This is a genomic window from Halomonas denitrificans (assembly GCF_003056305.1).
GTDB classification, from domain to species: Bacteria; Pseudomonadota; Gammaproteobacteria; order Pseudomonadales; family Halomonadaceae; genus Halomonas; species Halomonas denitrificans.
On sequence record NZ_PYVX01000009.1, the window covers coordinates 44,738 to 63,752 of the forward strand.

Sequence of the window (19,015 nt, forward strand, 5' to 3'; positions counted from 1 at the left end):
GGTTCAGCCTCGAGGATGATGGTGGGCATGCAGGTCTTCGAGTCGCACCTGCGCCACATGGGTATAGATCTGCGTGGTCGAGAGATCGCTGTGACCGAGCAGCAGCTGTACGACACGCAGATTGGCCCCATGATTCAACAGGTGGGTGGCGAAGGCGTGGCGCAGGGTGTGCGGCGACAGCGGTCGGTCGATCCCGGCGACCCGCGCATGGGCCTTGATGCGGTACCAGAAGGCCTGGCGGGTCAGGCAGCGGTCGTCACGCCCGGGAAACAGCGCCGGCCGGGTGATGTCGGCCATCAGCGCGCCGCGGGCGGCGCGCAGGTAGCGCTCGAGCCAGCTCACGGCCTCCTCGCCCAGCGGCACCAGGCGATCCTTGTCGCCCTTGCCGCGCACCCGGACCACGCCCTGGCGCAGGTTGACCGCGTCGGTGGTCAGCCCCACGAGCTCGGTGACCCGCAGGCCCGCGCCGTAGAGCACCTCCAGCATGGCCCGGTCGCGCACGCCGAGATCGGTGGCTAGGTCCGGCGCCGCAAGCAGGCGCTCCACCTCGTCCTCCTCCAGGGTGTCGGGGAGCGACGGCCGCACCCGGGGCAGGCGCACGTCGACCAGCGGGTCGTGATCGATCAGCCCCTCGCCCAGAGCCCAGCGGTAGAAGCGCCGCAGGCTGGAGAGCAGCCGGGCGTTGCTGCGCAGGCTGTAGCCCGCCTCGCGCCGCGCGTCGAGCCAGGCCGGCAGCGCCTCGCCGCTCGGCGACAGCAGCGCCTCGCCGGCCTCGGCCAGGCGGGCCTGCCAGCGGGTCAGGTCATGACGGTAGGCGCTCAGCGTGTTGTCGCTGGCGCCCTGCTCCAGCCACAGGCCGTCGAGGAAGGCGTCGATCAGCGCTGCGACCTGCGTGGTGCTTCCCATAGGACTCCCGAGCGGGCCCAGTCAGAACGAAACCCCGCCCCGCGGCAGCGGTGACGGGGTTTCGACAGCGGAGACGGGGCCTGGGGCCCCGACGCCACACGCGGGCAGAGGCGGTCGCCTCAGGCCAGCTTTTCCTTGATGCGGGCAGACTTGCCGCTGCGCTCACGGAGGTAGTACAGCTTGGCCTGGCGCACGTCACCACGACGCTTGACCTCGATGGAGTCGACCAGCGGGCTGTAGGTCTGGAAGGTACGCTCGACGCCGACGCCGTGGGAGATCTTGCGCACGGTGAAGGCGGAGTTCAGGCCGCGGTTACGCTTGCCGATGACCACGCCTTCGAAGGCCTGGAGACGCTCGCGGGTGCCTTCCTTGACCTTGACCTGGACGATCACGGTGTCGCCGGGGGCGAAGGCCGGGACTTCCTTGCTCATCTGCTCGGTCTCGAGCGCCTGGATCACCTTGTTCTTGCTACTCATGACAATAACTCCTCAATAAACTTCGTGACGCGCCGGATGCGGTTCGTCGCCGGCGTGTCGTGATCCCGGCGCCCGAGACGGGCTCGAGAGCGCGGGAATGCTGTTGGTGACACAGGTCCGCCGTCCTCGGACGCGTCCTGCACCTCCGCCCTGATCCCTCGCCCGGCCTACTGCTCGGCCTGTCGAGTGGACAGCGCGTAGTCCTCGATGAACTCCTCGAGCAGCACACGCTGCTCGTCGCTCAACGTCCTGCCTTCCAGCAGGTCGGGCCGCCTGAGCCAGGTCCGCCCCAGGGACTGCTTCAGCCGCCAGCGCCGGATGGCGCCATGGTGGCCGCTGAGCAGGACCTCCGGCACTCGACGCCCGTCGACGTCCTCGGGGCGGGTGTAGTGCGGGCAGTCCAGCAGCCCGTCGTTGAAGGAGTCCTCGACCGCGGAATCCTGATGGCCCAGCACCCCGGGCACCAGCCTTGCCGCGGCATCGATCAGCACCATGGCCGGCAGCTCGCCGCCGCTGAGCACATAGTCGCCGATCGACCACTCCTCATCGATGTCGGCTTCCACCACCCGCTCATCGATGCCTTCGTAGCGCCCGGCCACCACCACCAGGGGTGGGCCCGAGGCCAGTTCCTGCACACCCCGCTGATCCAGCCGACGTCCCTGGGGGGAGAGGTAGATCACCTTGGCGCGCTGGCCGGTGGCGGCCTCGGCGCGCTCCCGGGAGGCGTGGATGGCCGAACGCAGGGTGTCGACCTTCATCAGCATGCCGGGGCCGCCGCCGTAGGGGCGGTCGTCCACGGTGCGATGCCGGTCGGTGGCGTAGTCCCGGGGATTCCAGAACTCGAGCGCGATGCGCCCCTTCTCCACCGCCCTACCCGTGACGCCGTGCCGAGTGATCGCCTCGAACATCTCGGGGAACAGCGACACCACGCCGATCCACATGGCCGGCGCCGGAACCGCGTCGGAACTCAAAATTCCGGGTCCCAGTCGACGGTCATCACGCCCGCCTCGAGGTCGACCTCCAGCACGACGTCGCCGGGCAGGAAGGGCAGCAGGCGCTCGCGCGCCTCGATGCGCTCGTCGGCGGCTCCCTTCACGACCATGACGTCGTTGGCGCCGGTCTCGAAGAGGTGATCTATGCGCCCCAGCGCGACGCCCTCGCGGGTCACCACGGCCAGTCCCTCGAGCTGATACCAGTAGTAGTCATCGGTATCGAGCTCGGGCAGCTCGGCCTTGGGCAGCAGGATCTCGGCACCCGCCATGGCCTCGGCCGCCTCGCGGCTGTCGACGCCCTCGAGCCTCGCCACCAGGCCCTTGCCCTGGCGACGCCCCTGCAGCAGGCGCGCGCGCGTCAGACGGCTGCCCTGGCGCAGCACCCAGGCCTCGTAGTCGAGGATGCCGTCCATGGGACTGGTGTACGAATACACCTTCAGCCAGCCCTTGACGCCGTAGGGGCTGGTCAACTTGCCCAGCACCACGTGATCGTCGGCCGGCTGCGCTTGCGCGTGTTCGCTCATCGACGACCCCTGGACCGTTGCAGCCACCGCATCAGGCTCAGGCCTGCTTGCGGGCTTCCTTGACCAGCTCGGCGACGCGGTCGGAGAGCTGGGCACCCTGGCTCTGCCAGTGGGTGATGCGCTCCAGGTCGACGCGCAGGCGCTCTTCCTGACCACGGGCGACGGGGTTGAAGAAACCCAGACGCTCGATGAAGCGACCGTCACGGGACTTGCGAGAATCGGTCACGGTGAGGTGGTAGAAGGGACGCTTCTTGGCGCCACCACGTGCCAGACGAATGGTAACCATGCGTTGATTATCCTTCGGTTGAAGTTACGGATATTTCGGCCGAGGTGCCGTTGCCCGGCTGGCCTCGACGATCTGCTCCGGGAAGCGGGCCGACGGCCCGGCTTCGGGTCATTCGGTCACGACGATGACCGCGCCGTTCGCGGTCCTGCCTGTGAAGACGCGACATTCTACGGAAAAGCGCTCGACTTGGAAACCTTTTTGCGCTCGGCGCCGCGCCATGCGCCGGCTCAGCGCCAAGGCAGCCCGCCGGGACCACCCATGCCGCCCATGCCGCCGGGCCCGCCCGGACCGCCGCCGCCCATCATGCCGGACATGCCGCGCATCATCTTCTGCATGCCGCCCTTCTGGCCCGCCTTCTTCATCATCTTCTGCATCTGCTTGTGCTGCTTGAGCAGACGATTGAGGTCGGGCACCTGCAGGCCGGCACCGGCGGCGATGCGGCGCTTGCGCGAGCCGTTGATGATCTCGGGCTTGCGACGCTCCTGGGGGGTCATCGAGTTGATCAGCGCCTCGAGCTTGCCCATCTCCTTCTCCGGCCCCGGGCCCTGGGCCATCTCGGCCATCTGCCCCATGCCCGGCAGCTTGCCCATCAGGCCGCCCATGCCACCCATCTTCTTGAGCTGCTGGAGCTGGTCGCGGAAGTCCTCGAGGTCGAACCCCTGGCCCTTCTTGACCTTCTTGGCGAGCTGGTCGGCCTTCTTCTTGTCGACGGTGCGCTCGGCCTCCTCGATCAGCGAGAGCACATCGCCCATGCCGAGGATGCGCGAGGCCACCCGGTCCGGGTGGAAGGGCTCGAGGGCGTCGACCTTCTCGCCCACACCCATGAACTTGATCGGCTTGCCGGTGACGTGGCGCACCGAGAGCGCCGCGCCGCCGCGGGCGTCGCCGTCGGCCTTGGTGAGGATCACCCCGGTCAGCGGCAGCGCCTCGTGGAAGGCCTTGGCGGTGTTGGCGGCGTCCTGGCCGGTCATGGCATCGACCACGAACAGCGTCTCGTCCGGCGAGACGGCATTCTCGAGGGCCTGGATCTCGGCCATCATCGCCTCGTCGACGGCCAGGCGACCGGCGGTATCGACCAGCACCACGTCGTGGAACTGGATCTTGGCGTGCTTGATCGCCGCCTCGGCGATGGCCACCGGCTGCTGGTCGCTGCGCGACGGGAAGAAGTCGACCTCGACCTCCCGGGCCAGGGTCTCGAGCTGGTCGATGGCCGCCGGGCGATAGACGTCGGCGGAGACCACCAGCACCTTCTTCTTCTCGCGCTCGCGCAGGTAGCGCGCCAGCTTGGCCACCGAGGTGGTCTTGCCCGCGCCCTGCAGGCCGGCCATCAGCACCACCGCCGGCGAGCCCTTGAGGACCAGGCCCTCGTTGGCCTCGCCCATGATCGCCTCGAGCTCCTGCTGGACGATCTTGACGAACTGCTGCCCCGGGGAGAGGCTCTGGGAGACCTCCTGCCCCACGGCACGCTCGCGCACCCGGTCGATGAAGGCCTTGACCACCGGCAGCGCGACGTCCGCCTCGAGCAGGGCTCGGCGCACCTCGCGCAGGGTGTCCTTGACGTTGTCCTCGGTCAGGCGGGCCTGACCCTTGATGGACTTGAGCGTCTGGGACAGACGCTCGCTGAGATTCTGGAACATGGGGCCTCTCCAATCACGATGGCCGGGGAAACCGCTCCGGCACCGGCCGGGGCTCCCTTCAATGGTCGAAAATTATACGCGCCCTGGCCGGCAGTCTCCATGCATGACCATGATTCGCTGCCGCCAGGAGGCCCCGCCGTGCTGTGCGCCGCCCCGGGGATTCGGTATAGTAGCGGCACCATTTCATAAGCTCAGGCGCTGGCGAAGGCGCACGGACAGCGATCGATGCAGCCGCTATCACTTGCCGTCATGGCCTTCCTCTTCTACGTGGGGGCCGCCTCCTGGCAGGGCCTCGCCCTGGCCCGGCGCGTTCCGCCGCGCGACATGCTGGTGCGCGCCCTGGCCCTGTTCGGCCTGCTCTGCCACCTCCCACTGGCCGCCACCCTGCTGGCCCGGGGCGACTCCCTGCTGCCCGGCCTCTCCACCAGCGCGGTGCTGGTCGGCGCGCTGGCCGTGCTGCTGCTGCTGCTGGTCAGCCTCTTCAAGCCGGTGCTCAACATCGCCACCGGGCTGCTGCCGCTGGCCGGCCTGAGCCTGCTGCTGGCGGTGGGACTGCCGAGCCCCGAGCGGGCCAGCGGCATGACCCCGGGCATCGCCCTGCACGCCCTGAGCAGCGCCCTGGCCTTCGCCCTGCTGGCGATCGCCGCCGTCCAGGCGGTGCTGCTGGGCATTCAGAACCAGGCGCTGCGCCATCACCACATCCGCGGCGTCGTCCAGTCGCTGCCGCCGCTGACCACCATGGAGCGGATCCTCTTCGAGCTGATCTGGGCCGGCATGCTCATGCTGACCCTGTCGATCGTCAGCGGCTTCCTGTTCGTCGACAACATGTTCGCCCAGCACCTGGCCCACAAGTCGATCCTGTCGCTGGCCGCCTGGGTGATCTTCGCCACCCTGCTGTTCAGCCACCACCGTCTGGGCTGGCGCGGCATGCGCGCGGTGCGCTGGACCCTTGGCGGCTGCCTGGTGCTGCTGCTGGCCTACTTCGGCAGCAAGTTCGTGCTGGAGATCGTCCTCGACCGCGGCTGAGAGCGTCCCGCCTTGACACCCGCCGGCCGAGTCCCTACAACTCGAGCCTGATACGCCTTTGAGGATCCTTCGACATTGAGTGACGACTTCCCGCTGGGACTGCTGTTCGGCCTGCTGTTCCTGCTCGTCTGCCTGTCCGCCTTCTTCTCCAGTTCCGAGACCGGGATGATGTCGATCAACCGCTACCGCCTGAGCCATCAGGCGAGCAGCGGCGATACGCGCGCCCAACGGGTTATGCGCCTGCTCGCGCGGCCGGACCGGCTGATCGGCGTGATCCTGATCGGCAACAACTTCGTCAACAACCTGGCGGCCTCCATCGCCACCATCATCGCCATCCACTTCTTCGGCGAGGTGACCGGCCCCGCCGTCGCCACGGCGCTTTTGACCATCACCATCCTGATCTTCGCCGAGGTCACGCCCAAGACCTACGCGGCGATCAAGCCCGAACGCATCGCCTATCCCGCCTCGCTGGCCCTGGAGCCGCTGCTCAAGCTGCTCTACCCGCTGGTGTGGCTGGTCAACGCCATCTCCAACGGCCTCTTGCGACTGATGGGCGTGAAGAGCATCGACGGCGGCGCCGACCACCTGACCCGCGACGAGCTGCGCACCGTGGTGCACGAGGCCGGCACCCTGATCCCGCGGCGCCACCAGTCGATGCTGCTGTCGATCCTCGACCTGGAGAACGTCACCGTGAACGACATCATGGTGCCGCGCCACGAGGTGATGGGCCTCGACCTGGACGACGACCTGGAGGAGATCCTGGCCCAGATCCGCACCAGCCAGCACACCCGGGTGCCGGTCTACAAGGGCGACATCAACAACATCATCGGCATGCTCCACCTGCGCAACGCGGCGCGCTTCCTCTCGCGCGGCGACGTGACCAAGGCGGCCATCGTCCAGGAGGCGCGGGAGCCCTACTTCATCCCCGAGTCCACGCCGCTGCACACCCAGCTGCTCAACTTCCAGAAGCAGAAGCGGCGCATCGGCATCGTGGTCGACGAGTACGGCGACGTGGAGGGCCTGGTGACCCTGGAGGACATCCTCGAGGAGATCGTCGGCGAGTTCACCACCGACGTGGCGGGCCTCGACCAGGAGATTCACCCCCAGGAGGACGGCAGCCACCTGATCGACGGCACCGCCAACATCCGCGACATCAACAAGGCGCTGGGATGGCAGCTGCCGACGGACGGCCCCAAGACCCTCAACGGCGTGATCCTCGAGCACCTGGAGTCCTTCCCCGACGGGCCGGTCTGCCTGCAGATCGGCAACGTGCGCATGGAGATCCTCGAGGTGCGCGACAACCTGATCACCGCGGCCCGCTGCTGGCAGCCGGTGCGCCGCCCCGCGCGGGTCGCGTGAGGCCCGTCATCCGGACCGGTCAGCGCCCCGTCTCTTCCGCCTCTCCCGCTCGCCCCGGTGCCGCCTCGTCGAGGCGTGTGCCGGGCGCGGCCCAGCCGTCGGCCTCGGCCTTGAGGGCGCACACCCGTTCGACGACCCGCTGCCGGCTCGCCTCGCCGGGCGACATGGCCTCGCCGAAGTAGAGCGCCACCCGGGCGCGGCAGCGCCGCGGCGGCCGGGTCAGCGCCTTGCCGCCCTGGTGCGAGGTCCAGGAGCCCCACAGGCCGGCCAGGCCGGCGGGGATCACCGGCACTGCATCGCGGGACAGGATCAGCTCGAGGCCGCGGCGAAAGGGCTGGATCTCGCCGTCCGGGGTCAGGCGCCCCTCGGGAAACACCATCACCACCTCGCCCTGGCGCAGCGCCCGGCTGACCTCGGCCAGCGCCTGGCGCACGCTGCCCGGATCGCGCCGGTCGGCGTCCACGGGAATGGCGCCCACCCGGCGGAACAGCCAGTTGAGCCAGGGCGAGTCGTAGATCGGCTTGTCCATCAAGAAGCGCAGCGGCCGGGGGCTGGCCACGCCCACCACCAGGGCGTCCATGAAGCTGACATGGTTGCAGACGACGATGGCCGGGCCGCTCGCGGGAATCTGCTCGCGACCGCGAAAGCGCAGCCGATAGGCCAGGTGAAGCAGCAGGGCGAGCAGGCGTCGCAGGAAGGGATGAGGGGCGCTGGCCAGTCGCCAGCCGCCCGCGGCCATCACCAGCCCCGTCGCCCCCCACAGCAGCGGGGACATCACGACGCGTCCGGCGCGCGCGCGAGGCCGGCCAGGATGGTCGAGAGCAGCTGGTCGAGCAGCTCGCCCACCTCCAGCGGTTCGCCCTGCCGGCGACCGAGGCGCTCGTTGAGCCCCAGCTGGACCAGGCCGTGCACGCTGCCCCAGAGCGTGCGGCTCAGCCGCCAGGCCTCCAGGTCGTCCAGCGACGGCTGGTACTCCTTGAGGGTCGCCTCGACGCGCAGGAACAGCCCCTCGATCATCTCGTTCTGGCGCTGGTCGAGCTCACCCTCCTGAGCCAGGGGATAGTCGAAGAGCAGCTGCCAGCGATGAGGGTCCTGGCGGGCGAACTGCCAGTAGGCCCGGGCCAGGGCCTTGAGGCGACGCTCGGGCAGCTCATCGGTGAGCAGCGGTTCGATCACCTCGCGCAGCCGCGCCAGGCTCTCGACGTTGACGTGCTGCAGCAGGTTGCTGAAGCTGCCGTAGAGCTTGAGCAGCGTGCTGGGCGCACAGCCGACCTCGCGCGCCAGCGCCCGCAGCGACAGCGTGTGGACCGGATGCTGCCTGAGCCAGGCATCGCAGGCCTCCATGACGTGGGCATGGAGCGCCTCGGGGGCATGCTGTCGGGGACGAGCCATCGGGATCCTCGCGGGGTGGTGGCGCGCAGTGCGCGTCGGACGACAAGGATACCCTCATCGAACACTGTTTTCGATAGCATATCCACACCCGTTGGCGATGCAAGCCGCCGGCAGGATCGCGCCGCGTTCGCGGCTTTTCTCCGCCGATGGACTTGGTTACCCTGACGCGCCATCCACTCGGAGTCCCCATGGCCGGCCGACTGCACATCGCCCCGCTCGACCTCGAGCGCCTGCTGCCCGACCTGGTCGCCGAGACCGCCCTGATCACCGGCCCCAACCTGGCGCCGCGCCGTCCGCTGTCGATGATCCGCCTGGATACCGGCCAAGCGCGCCTGGCGAGGGCCTTCTGGGGGCTGACGCCCCCCTGGCTCAAGGTGCTCGATCACGCGCCGCACTGCGCCCGGGCCGAGGCCCTGCAGACGCGCCCCATGTTTCGCGAGGCCTTCGCCGCCCGGCGCTGCCTGGTGCCGGCCAGCGGCGTCTATGCCTGGAAGCCCCAGCCGCGCTTCAAGCAGCCCTTCCTGGTCACCCGCGCCGATCGCGGCCCGCTGCTGCTGGCGGGGATCTGGTGCCGCTTTCATACCAGCCTCCACGAACACCACGACTCCATGGCGCTGATCACGGTGCCGACCAATGCCCTGCTGGCACCGATCACCGACCGCCTGCCGGCGGTGATCGCCCCCGGGAAGGCCCTGCGCTGGCTCGACACGCAGACCTCGGCGGAGGAGGCCCAGGCCATGCTCGGGCCCGCCCCCGCGGAACTTTTGGGCGCCTTTGCGGTCTCGAGAAAGGTCAACGACCCCGCCTGCGAGGAGCCGAGCTGCGCCCATCCCATCGGCCCCATGCTGCGCCATCCCGTCTCACAGGAGCGATGATGAATCACGCCTCTACTGACTCTTGCCGCCAGTCGGGCCGCCTGCTCGCCTGGCTGGCCGTTGCCGCGGCCCTGCTGACGGGCCTGACCGCCCGCGCCGACGCCATTCATTCGACCGTCTCGCCCAAGGTCAGCCCCCACGACGACCGGCAGTACCGCGCCCTGACCCTCGACAACGGGCTGAGCGTGCTGCTGGTCAGCGACCCGGAGGCCGACAAGGCCGCCGCCTCGCTGAACGTCGACGTGGGCAGCGCCCAGGATCCCGAGGATCTCGCCGGCCTGGCCCACTACCTCGAGCACATGCTGTTCCTCGGCACCGAGGCCTATCCCGCACCCGACGCCTACCAGGGCTACCTGAGTCGCCACGGCGGCAGCCACAACGCCTTCACCGCGCCGCACGACACCAACTACTTCTTCGACATCGAGCCCGACGCCCTGGCCGGTGCCCTGGACCGCTTCAGCCGCTTCTTCGTGTCGCCGCTGTTCAACCCCGAGCGCCTGGAGAGCGAGCGCAACGTGGTGCACTCCGAGTACCAGGCACGACTGCACGACGACGGCCGCCGCGCCCAGGACGTGCTCGACCAGCTGCTCAACCCCGCCCACCCCACCACCGGCTTCTCGGTGGGCAGTCGCGAGACCCTGGCCGACCGACCGGCGGGGGAGCCGAGCCTGCGCGAGCGGGTGATCGACTTCTACGAGGCGCACTACGACGCCAACGTCATGCACCTGGCCGTGGTCGCCCCCCAGCCCCTCGACGAACTCGAGGGCCTGGTCACCGAGCGCTTCGCCGACGTGCCGGACCGCGGCCTCGCACGGCCGCGCATCGAGGCCCCGCTGGTCGAGGCGCAGCACCTGCCGCGCGCCGTGCGGCTCCAGTCGGAGCGCGACAGCCAGCGGGTCAGCTTCCTGTTCCCGGTGCCCGACCCGGAGACCGCCTATCGCCACAAGCCCGCCGACTACCTGGCCCACCTGCTCGGCCACGAGGGCGAGGGCAGCCTGTTCGCCGTGCTGCGCGAAGCGGGATGGGCCGACGGCCTCTCCGCCGGCGTGACCCGCGGCGACGGCCGCCAGGCGCTGTTCGCCGTGGACATCAGCCTGACCCCGGAGGGCGCCGAGGCGCTGCCCCGCGTCCAGGCGAGCCTGTTCGCCGCCATCGAGCGCATCCGCGAGGACGGCCTCGAGGCGTGGCGCTACGAGGAGCAGGCGCGGCTGGCCGACCAGCAGTTCCGCTTCCAGCAGCACGGCGCCCCCCAGGGCGACGCCATGCGGCTGGCCATGAACCTCTCGCGCTATCCGCTCGAGGACGTCAACGTCGCGCCCTACCGCTACGACGGCTTCGACCGCAAGCTGATCACGCAGTGGCTCGACGGCCTGCGCCCCGACCGCCTGCTGCGCCTCTACAGCGGCCCGGAGGTGGAAGGCGACCGGACCTCGCCCTGGTTCGAGACGCCCTGGCGCGAAGTCGCCATGGACGAGACCGGCGAGCCGCTGCCCGGCATCGCCCTGCCCGAGCCCAACCCCTACATCGCCTCGGACCTCACGCTGATCGAGGCGCAGGAAGAGGTCCCGAGCCTGGCCATCGACGAGGCGGGGTTCGACTTCTGGCACATGGCGGACGCCTCTTTCGACACTCCCCAGGTGGAGTGGCGCTTCAGCCTCCAGCACCCCGCGGCGAGCCGCGAGGCCCGCGAGGCGGCGCTCTCCCGGCTGCTCGCCGGCTGGCTCGTCGACAGCCTCAACGAGACCCTCTACCCGGCGCGCCTGGCCGGCCACCACTTCGAGGCCTACGCCCACGCCCGCGGCATCACCCTGGCGTTCTCCGGCTGGCGGGACCGCCAGGACCGGCTGATCGAGCGGGTCGTCACCCAGCTCGAGGAGGGCGAGATCGACGCGGCGACCTTCGAGCGGGTGCGCTATCGCCTCCAGCGCGAGTGGCGCAACGCCCCGCAGGATGCGCTCTACCGCCAGGCCCACCGCACCCTCTCCGAGGCGCTGGTGCGCCCGCAGTGGCCCACCGAGGCGCTGCTGGCGGCGATCGATGACCTCGAGGTCACGGAGCTGCGCGACTTCCGCCGGCGCTTCCTCGCCGAGCTGCACCTCGAGGCGATGGCGGTGGGCAACCTGACCAGCGAGCTCGCCAGCCACGAGGCGCGACGGGTAGCCAAGGCGCTCGCCCCGACCCTGACCACCGAGGCCATTCCCGACCTCACCCCGCTGCAGGCCGACGACCTGCCCGAGCTCACCCCGACCACCACCCGGGAGGACTCGCTGGTGCTGCGCTACCTGCAGGGGCCGGACCGCTCGCTGCAGAGCCAGGCGCGCATGGCGGTGCTGGGCCAGCTGCTGGAGACACCGTTCTACCAGCGCCTGCGCACCGAGCAGCAGCTGGGCTACGTGGTCAACGCCGGCTACTCTCCCCTGCTCGATGCTCCCGGCATCAGCCTGCTGGTGCAGTCCCCCGACACCGACAGCGAGGCGATCCAAGGCCATATCGACGCCTTCCTGGACGACTTCGCCGGGCGACTCGAAACGCTCGACGACGAGGCCCTGGCGCCCTACCGGCAGGCGGTGCACGACGCACTGAGGCAGCGCGACACCAGCCTCTCCGGGCGCACCGATCGCCTGTGGCGCGCGCTGGCCAGCGACGACACCGAGTTCGATCGCCACCGCCGCCTCGCCGAGCGAGTCCTGACGGTGACGGCCGACGAGCTGCGTCAGGCCTGGCCGGCGCTCAGCGACAGCGCCGTCGCCCGGGTCAGCTTCGACCCGGGCGACGAGCCCAGCGACGTGCTGGCCTTGAGCCATCACCTGGCGCCGCTGCCCGAGGATTGACCCGGGCGCCAGCCCCCCATGAACGACAGCGCCCGGCCAGATGGCCGGGCGCTGTCGTTAGGGAGGACGATCGCCGGGCGTCGTCAGCCGAAGGCCTGGGGCGGCATCATCGCCTCGACGTGCATCACCAGCTCCTCGAGGACCTGGCGGTCGCGGTCGGCGAGCGGCTCGCCGTTGAGGCGCTCGATCTCCCGGGCGAAGTCCTTGAGCGTCAGGCTGGCGACGGCCGGGTCGTTGATGCGCTCCCAGCGGAAGGCCTCCCAGCGCGCCTGCTCCTCGCTCTCCAGGGTCTCGGGGTAGCTGCGGGCCCGGTAGCGGAACAGCATCTCCTCGAGGCGCGGGTCCTGGAAGGCGAAGCGCGCCCCCACCAGGTCCCAGGGATCGGTGTCGCGGACCCGCTGCATCTGCTGGCGATCCGCCGGCGAGAAGAAGCCGCCGGCATAGAGCATCAGGTCGGGATCGTGGGGCGGCTCGGGGTGGGGCGCGGCGAACACCTCGGCGACCCGGGCCGCCACCTCGGGACGGGCGGCGAGCCGCTTCCAGTGCTCGCGGCAGGCGGCCAGGTCGAGCCCCAGGCGCTCGACGATCTCGCCGTACTCGCCCTGGCGGGGCCCCGAGGCGTCCTTGAGCGCGCTGGCCGGGAAGAGCACCGGGCACTTGTTGATGTGGATGACCTTGAGCGGAATGCGCTCGGCGCCTTCGGCGAGGTCGTCGTTGCTGACGAAGACCCGCTCGCGTATCTGCTCGGGCGAGAGCTCCAGCAGCGGGGTCGGATCCATCGACAGGTCGAAGACGATCACCCCGTTGGGATTGGTGGGGTGCTCGGCCAGCGGCATCACCAGGGCGCTGCAGCCGCGACTGGCCGGGTAGCGCCGCGAGATGTGCAGCACCGGCTTGCGGCCGGGCAGGTCCAGCTGCCGGGAGACGGCGCGCTTGCCGCGCAGGCCGAGCAGATAGTCGAACAGCCGCGCATTGCGCTCGCGCAGCAGCCTCGCCAGGGCGATGGTGGCGCGGACGTCGGCCAGGGCATCGTGGGCCCCGGCGTGGGCGATGCCGTTGGCGGCGGTCAGGTCCTCGAGCTTGAAGCTCGGCGCGCCGTCATCGCGGGTCGGCCACTCGATGCCCTCGGGGCGCAGGGCGTGGAAGGCGCGCACGACATCGATCAGGTCCCAGCGCGAGTTGCCGTTCTGCCACTCCCGGGCGTAGGGGTCGAGCAGGTTGCGATAGAAGAGGTGGCGACTCACCTCGTCGTCGAACCGCAGGCTGTTGTAGCCCAGCGCGCAGGTGCCTGGCTCGCTCATCGCCGCCTCGATGCGGCCGGCGAACTCAGCCTCCGGCAGGCCGCGGCGACGCGCCTGCTGCGGCGTGATGCCGGTGATCAGGCAGGCCTTCGGATGGGGCAGGAAGTCGTCGGCGGGCTTGCAGAAGAGCTCGAGCGGCTCGCCGATCTCGTTGAACTCGGCATCGGTGCGGATGGCCGCGAACTGCGAGGGCCGGTCGCGACGCGGGTCGGCACCGAAGGTCTCGTAGTCGTGCCACAGGAAGGTCTGCGGGGCGGCGGGCGACTGCGCCATGGGCGAGCTCTCCGAAGGCTGGGATTCAGCGGCCCAGCCTACCACAGCGCCGCGGCCGGCTCAGCCGCCGGCCACGCGGCGCCGCCCGAGCCGGTTCAGGCCCTGGGCAGGGTCACGTTGAGCTCGAGCACCGAGCAGTTGTCCTCGCTGTCGAGGGTGATGTTGACCGCGTCGTCGTCGATCTGCACGTAGCGTCGGATCACCTCCAAGAGCTCCTTCTCCAGCAGCGGCATGTAGTCGGGCTGCCCGCGCTGGGTGCGCTGGTGGGCCACGATGATCTGCAGCCGCTCCTTGGCGACCGACGCGGACTTCTTGCGCTCTCGCTTGAGGAAATCGAGCAACTTCACCGGCGGGCTCCTCCAAACATGCGGCTCAACAGGCCCTTCTTCTGGTACTCGTGGAAGCGCAGCGGCACCTCCTCGCCGAGCAGCCGGGCCACCGTGTCGGCATAGGCCTGGCCGGCATCGCTGCTGTCGTCGTGGGTGACCGGCACCCCCTGGTTGGAGGCCCGCAGCACCGCCTCGGACTCGGGGATCAGGCCCAGCAGGTCGATGGCCAGGATCTCGCGGATGTCGTCCAGGTTCAGCATGTCGCCCAGGTCGACCCGGCTCGGGTTGTAGCGGGTGATCAGCAGGTGCTCCCGGATGGCGTCCTCACCGCGCTCGGCGCGTCGGGTCTTGGAGGCCAGCAGGCCGAGGATGCGGTCGGAGTCGCGCACCGAGGAGACCTCGGGATTGGTGACCACGATCGCCTCGTCGGCGTAGTACATGGCGAGCTGGGCGCCGCGCTCGATGCCCGCCGGGGAGTCACAGATGATGAAGTCGAAGTCCTTGCCCAGGGTGTCGAGCACCTTCTCGACGCCCTCCTGGGTCAGGGCATCCTTGTCGCGGGTCTGGGAGGCCGGGAGGATATGCAGGTTGTCGACCCGCTTGTCGCGAATCAGGGCCTGGTTGAGTCCCGCCTCGCCCTGGATCACGTTGACCAGGTCATAGACCACGCGGCGCTCGCACCCCATGATCAGGTCGAGGTTACGCAGCCCCACGTCGAAGTCGATGACCGCGGTCTTCTTGCCGCGCAGCGCCAGCCCGGTGGCGATGGCGGCTGCGCTGGTGGTCTTGCCGACCCCTCCCTTGCCGGAGGTCACAACGATGATCTTGGCCAAATGTCACATCCTGTCTTGTCTTGAGGAAAAGAAACGCGGGCGTGAGTCCTGCCGCCGCGCGCTTGGCCGACATCAGTCCAGCGACTTGATGCTCAGCTGGCCGTCGAACAGCTGAACCTGGACGGTGGTGCCCAGCAGGCGCGGGTCGATGTCCTCGAGGCGCTTGTAGTTGCCGGCCACCGAGAGCAGCTCGGCGTGCAGTTCGCGACAGAAGATCCCGGCCTTGACGTCCCCGTGGATGCCGGCCAGGGCCCGCCCGCGCAGGGCGCCGTAGACGTGCACGTTGCCGGCGGCGAGCACCTCGGCCCCGGCGTTGACCGCGCCGATCACCACCAGGTCGCCCTCGGGGGCGGTCACCTGCTGGCCGGAGCGCACCGTGCCGCGGTAGATGCGCCCCCGGGCGGTCGCCACGGGAAGGGCCTCCTCGGCCCCCTCGGGAGCGGCGTCCACCGGCTCCTCGAGGACGGCCTCATCGGCCGCCGCGGCATCGGCCACGCTCTCCAGAGGACGCGGGCGCGAGGCCTCCTGGGGCGGGAACCAGCCGAGCCCCAGGGCCCAGGCCGACTGCTTGACGGGGTCCGGCCCGCCGCGCACCGCCACCGGCAGCAGCTTGTGGGCGCGGCACACCGCGCAGATGCGTTCGAGCGCCAGATGCGGCTCGTCGAGCTTCTCCACGTTGAGCACCACCGGGGTGTGCTGGAAGAAGGCCGGCGACTGACTGAGCTTGCCGGCCAGCTGCTCGCGAATGCGCTCGGGGTCGGCACTGGTCAGTTCCATGACCGTCATCGGCAGCATCCCCCCCTTGAAGGTGAAGGCCATACGGTCCCTGTCCACATTGAGACTCATTGCCGAACTCCACGTCGGGTGATGGTCGGGGTACCACTCAAAGCTAAGCGAGTGACTGCAACCCTGCAACCGATCATAAGGACATCGGGCCGCCTTGTCAGTGTCTCCGGACGGCCACACCTCGCCGGCGCCGAGCCTTTTCTGCCGCCACGTCACGTGCTTAGATACGAGAGACTCAAGTTCCGCCGCCTCGCTACCGATAACAACGACCATCTCGCGCCCCGCTCGGGAGCGCCCTCCTCGTCAGGAAGCCCCATGCCAGGACTCCTTCGCCGCCTGTTCGCCCCGCGCTGGAAGCACCCGGATCCAGAGGTTCGCCGCCAGGCCGTGTCCCGCCTCGATCCGTCGAGCGACGACCAGCGCCGCACCCTCGAACGGCTGGCTCTGGACCCCGATCCCGGCGTGCGCCTGGCCGCCCTGGAAGCCCTCGACGACCCCGAGACCCTGCTGACGCTGTGCGGCCCGTCGGACGCCTCGCCCGAGCTCCGGCGGCACCTGGTCGCCCTGCTCGCCGGCCGGCGCGGCCATCACGACCTGCCGACGCGCATCGCCCTGGTGGAGCGACTCGAGGATCGGGCGCTGCTCAACGAGCTCGCCCTGCAGGGCGACAACCAGCAGCTGCGCCTGGCCGCCCTGGCCCGCCTCGACGCGGAGGAGGACCTGGTTCGCCAGGCCTGCGACAACGGCATCGCCGCCGTGCGCCATGCCGCGGCCGCCCGGGTCGAGAGCGAGGCGGGCCTCGCCCGGCTGGCCCATGAGGCCCGGCGCGACCGTCAGGTGGCCCGCCAGGCCCGCGAGCGCCTCAACCGCTTGCGCGCCGACACCGCCTCCCTGGCGGCGGCCCGCGCCGAGCGCGAGGCGCTGCTCGAGAAGCTCGAGCGCCACGCCCAGGGCCCCTGGGAGCCGCTCTACGCCGGGCGCCTGCGCCACCTGATGCGCGAGTGGGCGAAGCACCGCGACCTGGCGGACGCCCGCCAGGAGCGTCGCTACCAGGACGCCTGCCAGCGCTGCCGCAAGATCCTCGGCGACCACGAGGCCCAGGAGCATGCCCGCGATGCCGATCACCGGCGGCGCGAGAATGCCGACCAGACCCGGGAATCCCTCGTCGAGGCCCTGGAGGAGAGCCTCGAGGGCCTGCACCAGGGGGAGCGACTCACCGATCAGGACATCGCCAGCCTGCGCGCCCAGAAGCGCCTGATGGCCAGCCGCTGGCAGGCACTCTCCGACCATCACCTGGCCGACGAGGCGCTGCGCCGTCGCTACGACGCGGCGCTCGCCGAGTACGAACGGATCGTCCAGGCCCGGGTGCGCCTGGACGAGCGCGCCGAGGCCATCGAGCAGGCGCTGGCCGAGGGCGACGATCAGCGCCTGGGCGCCCTGGTCGAGGCCTGCGGCTGGCCGGCGCGACTGGCCCCGACGCCACTGCTGGCCCGCGCCCGGGCGCGCCTGGCCGAGGACGACGGCGGCGAGCCGCAGGCGCAGCTGGCCCGCTTCGTCGAGGAGCTGGACCAGCTGGAGGCCCTGCTGGAGCGCGGTGCCTTCAAGGGAGCCAGCCGCCTCCACCAGCGCCTGCGCCAGCAGGCCGAGCGGCTGCCCAGGGCCCTGCCGCCCGCGGAACAGGCGCGCCTCAAGCGCCTGGCGGCGCGGCTCGCCGAGCTGCGCGACTGGCGCGGCTTCGTCGCCGGCCCCAAGCGCGACCAGCTCTGCCAGGCCATCGAGGCGCTGGCCGAACAGGCCGAGATGCCCGAGGCCGAGCTCGACCGTCGCCACCGCCAGCTGGTCAAGGAGTGGAAGGCGCTGGGTGACGCCGCCGCCAACCGCGCGCTCTCCGCCCGCTTCCGCGCCGCCTCGGATCGCATCAAGACACGCCTGGGCCCTTGGCACGAGCGCCAGCAGGCCGAGCGGCAGCGCCACCTGGAGGCGCGCCAGGCGCTGTGCGAGCAGCTCGAGACGCTGCTCGAGCAGCCCGCCCACCGGGCCGACCCCGACGGGCTGCGCGAGATCCGCGACCGCGCCCGCGAGCAGTGGCGGCGCCTCGCCCCGGTGCCCCGCGAGCAGGCCGAACCGACCGGCCGGCGCTTCGGGCGCATCCTCCACGAGCTGCAGGCGCTGATCGACCGACGGGCGCGGGAGATCGCCGAGGCCAAGCGAACCCTGATCGACGAGACCCGCGAGCTGCTGGCACGCGACCTGCCGCCCGGCCAGCGGGCCGACCAGGCGAAGGCCCTGCAGCGTCGCTGGCGCAGCCTGGGACGCGCCCCCAAGGGGGAGGAACAGGCCCTGTGGCGGGAGTTCCGCGGTCTCTGCGACGAGATCTTCGCCAGCCGCGACGCCGCCCGAGACGATCACGCCCAGCGACAGCGCGCCCGGCTGGACGCCATGCAGGCGCTGATCGACCGCATGGATGCCTGGCACCCCACCCAGAGCCGCGAGGGCGACGTGCTGGACGAGGCCATCCGCGAGGCCTCGGCGCTGGAGCCCCTGCCCTCCGGCCGGCGCACCGAGGGCATGCGGCGTCGCTGGAGCGGCATCGTGCGGGCGCGCCGCGAGCGCCTGGACCGCCTGGCCCTGGCTGAGGAAGCCCTCCGCTGGCAGGCCATCCGCCCCCTGCTCACGGCGCACCTGCAGGCCGACGCCCGCTGCCTGGCGGGCGGTCCCGCCGAGGCGGTCGACCTGCCCCGCGAGCCCGCCCTCCCTGCGGAGCTGCGGCGCGCCCACGAGGCGCGCAATGCCGCCCGCCAGACCGGCACCGCCGCCGAGGCGGAGGAGCGGCTCGCCCGCCTGCGGGCCCACCTCTCCCTGCTGGCCGGCGGCCGCGTCCAGCAGCGCGACGACCCGCTGCGCCTGGCGATCCAGGTAGAGCGGCTCAACGAGAACATGGGCCAGACGATCTCCCGCGCCGACGAGCTCCACCAGCTGCTCGGCGAGCTGCTCGCCAACGGCCCGATGCCCGAGCCCTGCTGGGAGCGCGAGGTCGGCGAGCTCGACCGGATGCTCGCGATCCTCGCCGAGCGGCCGCCCCCCTGAGGCAAGGGGCGCAATCAAATCGCAGAACGCGAGGCCGAGGCCTCGCGTTCTGCGTTCTGCCACCGGGGTCGCCGGCGGCAGGAGTCCTGCGGCGGTCGGGCG

The 19,015-nt window shown here is 70.7% G+C and carries 17 protein-coding genes; 5 read left to right on the plus strand and 12 right to left on the minus strand.

All coding sequences use genetic code 11. The features are described 5' to 3' along the window. Positions 1-3 precede the first annotated feature (3 nt). From xerD to ffh, 6 genes are all read right to left on the minus strand, one after another. The gene (gene xerD / locus C9F13_RS16720) at positions 4-906 is read right to left on the minus strand and encodes a site-specific tyrosine recombinase XerD (RefSeq protein WP_108447384.1); all 903 of its coding nucleotides are present in this window, start codon (positions 904-906) and stop codon (positions 4-6) included. A 119-nt stretch (positions 907-1,025) separates the two neighbouring features. Next, positions 1,026-1,382, minus strand: coding sequence for a 50S ribosomal protein L19 (rplS, locus tag C9F13_RS16725; RefSeq protein ID WP_108447385.1), 357 nt, complete (start codon positions 1,380-1,382; stop codon positions 1,026-1,028). A gap of 167 nt (positions 1,383-1,549) precedes the next feature. After that, positions 1,550-2,323 carry a tRNA (guanosine(37)-N1)-methyltransferase TrmD gene (gene trmD / locus C9F13_RS16730; protein ID WP_108447386.1) on the minus strand — a complete coding sequence of 258 codons (774 nt, stop codon included), beginning with the start codon at positions 2,321-2,323 and terminating at the stop codon, positions 1,550-1,552. A 26-nt stretch (positions 2,324-2,349) separates the two neighbouring features. After that, positions 2,350-2,898: a ribosome maturation factor RimM gene (gene rimM, locus C9F13_RS16735; protein ID WP_108447387.1), complete on the minus strand. Its 549-nt coding sequence runs from the start codon at positions 2,896-2,898 to the stop codon at positions 2,350-2,352. Positions 2,899-2,935: 37 nt separating this feature from the next. Beyond that, a complete protein-coding gene (gene rpsP, locus C9F13_RS16740) occupies positions 2,936-3,184 on the minus strand; it encodes a 30S ribosomal protein S16 (RefSeq protein WP_071944078.1) in 249 nt (82 codons plus the stop codon). A gap of 227 nt (positions 3,185-3,411) precedes the next feature. Beyond that, entirely contained in the window at positions 3,412-4,821 is a 1,410-nt protein-coding gene (ffh, locus tag C9F13_RS16745; protein ID WP_108447388.1) for a signal recognition particle protein, read from the minus strand. A gap of 225 nt (positions 4,822-5,046) precedes the next feature. On the opposite strand from ffh, the gene C9F13_RS16750 reads away from it, so the two are divergent. Further along, positions 5,047-5,847, plus strand: a complete 801-nt coding sequence (locus C9F13_RS16750) for a cytochrome C assembly family protein (RefSeq protein WP_108447389.1) — start codon at positions 5,047-5,049, stop codon at positions 5,845-5,847. Between the two features lie 75 nt (positions 5,848-5,922). Then, positions 5,923-7,206: an HlyC/CorC family transporter gene (locus C9F13_RS16755; protein WP_108447390.1), complete on the plus strand. Its 1,284-nt coding sequence runs from the start codon at positions 5,923-5,925 to the stop codon at positions 7,204-7,206. A 19-nt stretch (positions 7,207-7,225) separates the two neighbouring features. On the opposite strand, the gene C9F13_RS16760 is transcribed toward C9F13_RS16755, so the two are convergent. Beyond that, on the minus strand, positions 7,226-7,981 hold the full coding sequence (locus tag C9F13_RS16760; protein ID WP_108447391.1) for a 1-acyl-sn-glycerol-3-phosphate acyltransferase: 756 nt from the start codon (positions 7,979-7,981) through the stop codon (positions 7,226-7,228). Continuing rightward, positions 7,981-8,598: a TetR/AcrR family transcriptional regulator gene (locus C9F13_RS16765; protein ID WP_108447392.1), complete on the minus strand. Its 618-nt coding sequence runs from the start codon at positions 8,596-8,598 to the stop codon at positions 7,981-7,983. Before C9F13_RS16765 ends, C9F13_RS16760 begins: the two co-directional genes overlap by 1 nt. A gap of 188 nt (positions 8,599-8,786) precedes the next feature. Here C9F13_RS16765 and C9F13_RS16770 point away from each other — a divergent pair, with 188 nt between their 5' ends. Together C9F13_RS16770 and C9F13_RS16775 are read left to right on the plus strand one after the other, a co-directional pair. Next, positions 8,787-9,473, plus strand: a complete 687-nt coding sequence (locus C9F13_RS16770; RefSeq protein ID WP_108447393.1) for an SOS response-associated peptidase — start codon at positions 8,787-8,789, stop codon at positions 9,471-9,473. Next, on the plus strand, positions 9,473-12,304 hold the full coding sequence (locus C9F13_RS16775; RefSeq protein ID WP_108447394.1) for an insulinase family protein: 2,832 nt from the start codon (positions 9,473-9,475) through the stop codon (positions 12,302-12,304). The genes C9F13_RS16770 and C9F13_RS16775 overlap by 1 nt, the downstream gene beginning before the upstream one ends. 83 nt (positions 12,305-12,387) lie before the next feature. Here the strand turns inward: C9F13_RS16775 and sbcB are convergent, their stop codons facing one another. The 4 genes from sbcB to minC all read right to left on the minus strand — a co-directional run bounded on the left by sbcB (position 12,388) and on the right by minC (position 15,886). Next, on the minus strand, positions 12,388-13,878 hold the full coding sequence (sbcB, locus tag C9F13_RS16780; RefSeq protein ID WP_108447395.1) for an exodeoxyribonuclease I: 1,491 nt from the start codon (positions 13,876-13,878) through the stop codon (positions 12,388-12,390). A gap of 95 nt (positions 13,879-13,973) precedes the next feature. Further along, positions 13,974-14,225, minus strand: coding sequence for a cell division topological specificity factor MinE (minE, locus tag C9F13_RS16785; RefSeq protein WP_108447396.1), 252 nt, complete (start codon positions 14,223-14,225; stop codon positions 13,974-13,976). Continuing rightward, positions 14,222-15,040 (minus strand): septum site-determining protein MinD, encoded by an 819-nt coding sequence (gene minD / locus C9F13_RS16790; protein WP_108447397.1) that lies wholly within the window; start codon positions 15,038-15,040, stop codon positions 14,222-14,224. The genes minE and minD overlap by 4 nt, the downstream gene beginning before the upstream one ends. A gap of 72 nt (positions 15,041-15,112) precedes the next feature. Beyond that, positions 15,113-15,886 (minus strand): septum site-determining protein MinC, encoded by a 774-nt coding sequence (gene minC / locus C9F13_RS16795; protein WP_108447398.1) that lies wholly within the window; start codon positions 15,884-15,886, stop codon positions 15,113-15,115. A gap of 255 nt (positions 15,887-16,141) precedes the next feature. Here minC and C9F13_RS16800 point away from each other — a divergent pair, with 255 nt between their 5' ends. Further along, a complete protein-coding gene (locus tag C9F13_RS16800) occupies positions 16,142-18,913 on the plus strand; it encodes a DUF349 domain-containing protein (protein ID WP_108447399.1) in 2,772 nt (923 codons plus the stop codon). The last annotated feature ends 102 nt before the right edge of the window (positions 18,914-19,015 follow it).

Bases quoted from the DNA above. Each gene is read 5' to 3' on its own strand.
- C9F13_RS16765 (WP_108447392.1), bottom strand. From the start codon at position 8,598: ATGGCTCGTCCCCGACAGCATGCCCCCGAGGCGCTCCATGCCCACGTC.
- rimM (WP_108447387.1), bottom strand. From the start codon at position 2,898: ATGAGCGAACACGCGCAAGCGCAGCCGGCCGACGATCACGTGGTGCTG.
- ffh (WP_108447388.1), bottom strand. From the start codon at position 4,821: ATGTTCCAGAATCTCAGCGAGCGTCTGTCCCAGACGCTCAAGTCCATC.
- xerD (WP_108447384.1), bottom strand. From the start codon at position 906: ATGGGAAGCACCACGCAGGTCGCAGCGCTGATCGACGCCTTCCTCGAC.
- C9F13_RS16800 (WP_108447399.1), top strand. From the start codon at position 16,142: ATGCCAGGACTCCTTCGCCGCCTGTTCGCCCCGCGCTGGAAGCACCCG.
- C9F13_RS16770 (WP_108447393.1), top strand. From the start codon at position 8,787: ATGGCCGGCCGACTGCACATCGCCCCGCTCGACCTCGAGCGCCTGCTG.
- minC (WP_108447398.1), bottom strand. From the start codon at position 15,886: ATGAGTCTCAATGTGGACAGGGACCGTATGGCCTTCACCTTCAAGGGG.
- sbcB (WP_108447395.1), bottom strand. From the start codon at position 13,878: ATGGCGCAGTCGCCCGCCGCCCCGCAGACCTTCCTGTGGCACGACTAC.
- rplS (WP_108447385.1), bottom strand. From the start codon at position 1,382: ATGAGTAGCAAGAACAAGGTGATCCAGGCGCTCGAGACCGAGCAGATG.
- rpsP (WP_071944078.1), bottom strand. From the start codon at position 3,184: ATGGTTACCATTCGTCTGGCACGTGGTGGCGCCAAGAAGCGTCCCTTC.
- C9F13_RS16775 (WP_108447394.1), top strand. From the start codon at position 9,473: ATGAATCACGCCTCTACTGACTCTTGCCGCCAGTCGGGCCGCCTGCTC.
- C9F13_RS16750 (WP_108447389.1), top strand. From the start codon at position 5,047: ATGCAGCCGCTATCACTTGCCGTCATGGCCTTCCTCTTCTACGTGGGG.
- C9F13_RS16760 (WP_108447391.1), bottom strand. From the start codon at position 7,981: ATGTCCCCGCTGCTGTGGGGGGCGACGGGGCTGGTGATGGCCGCGGGC.
- trmD (WP_108447386.1), bottom strand. From the start codon at position 2,323: ATGTGGATCGGCGTGGTGTCGCTGTTCCCCGAGATGTTCGAGGCGATC.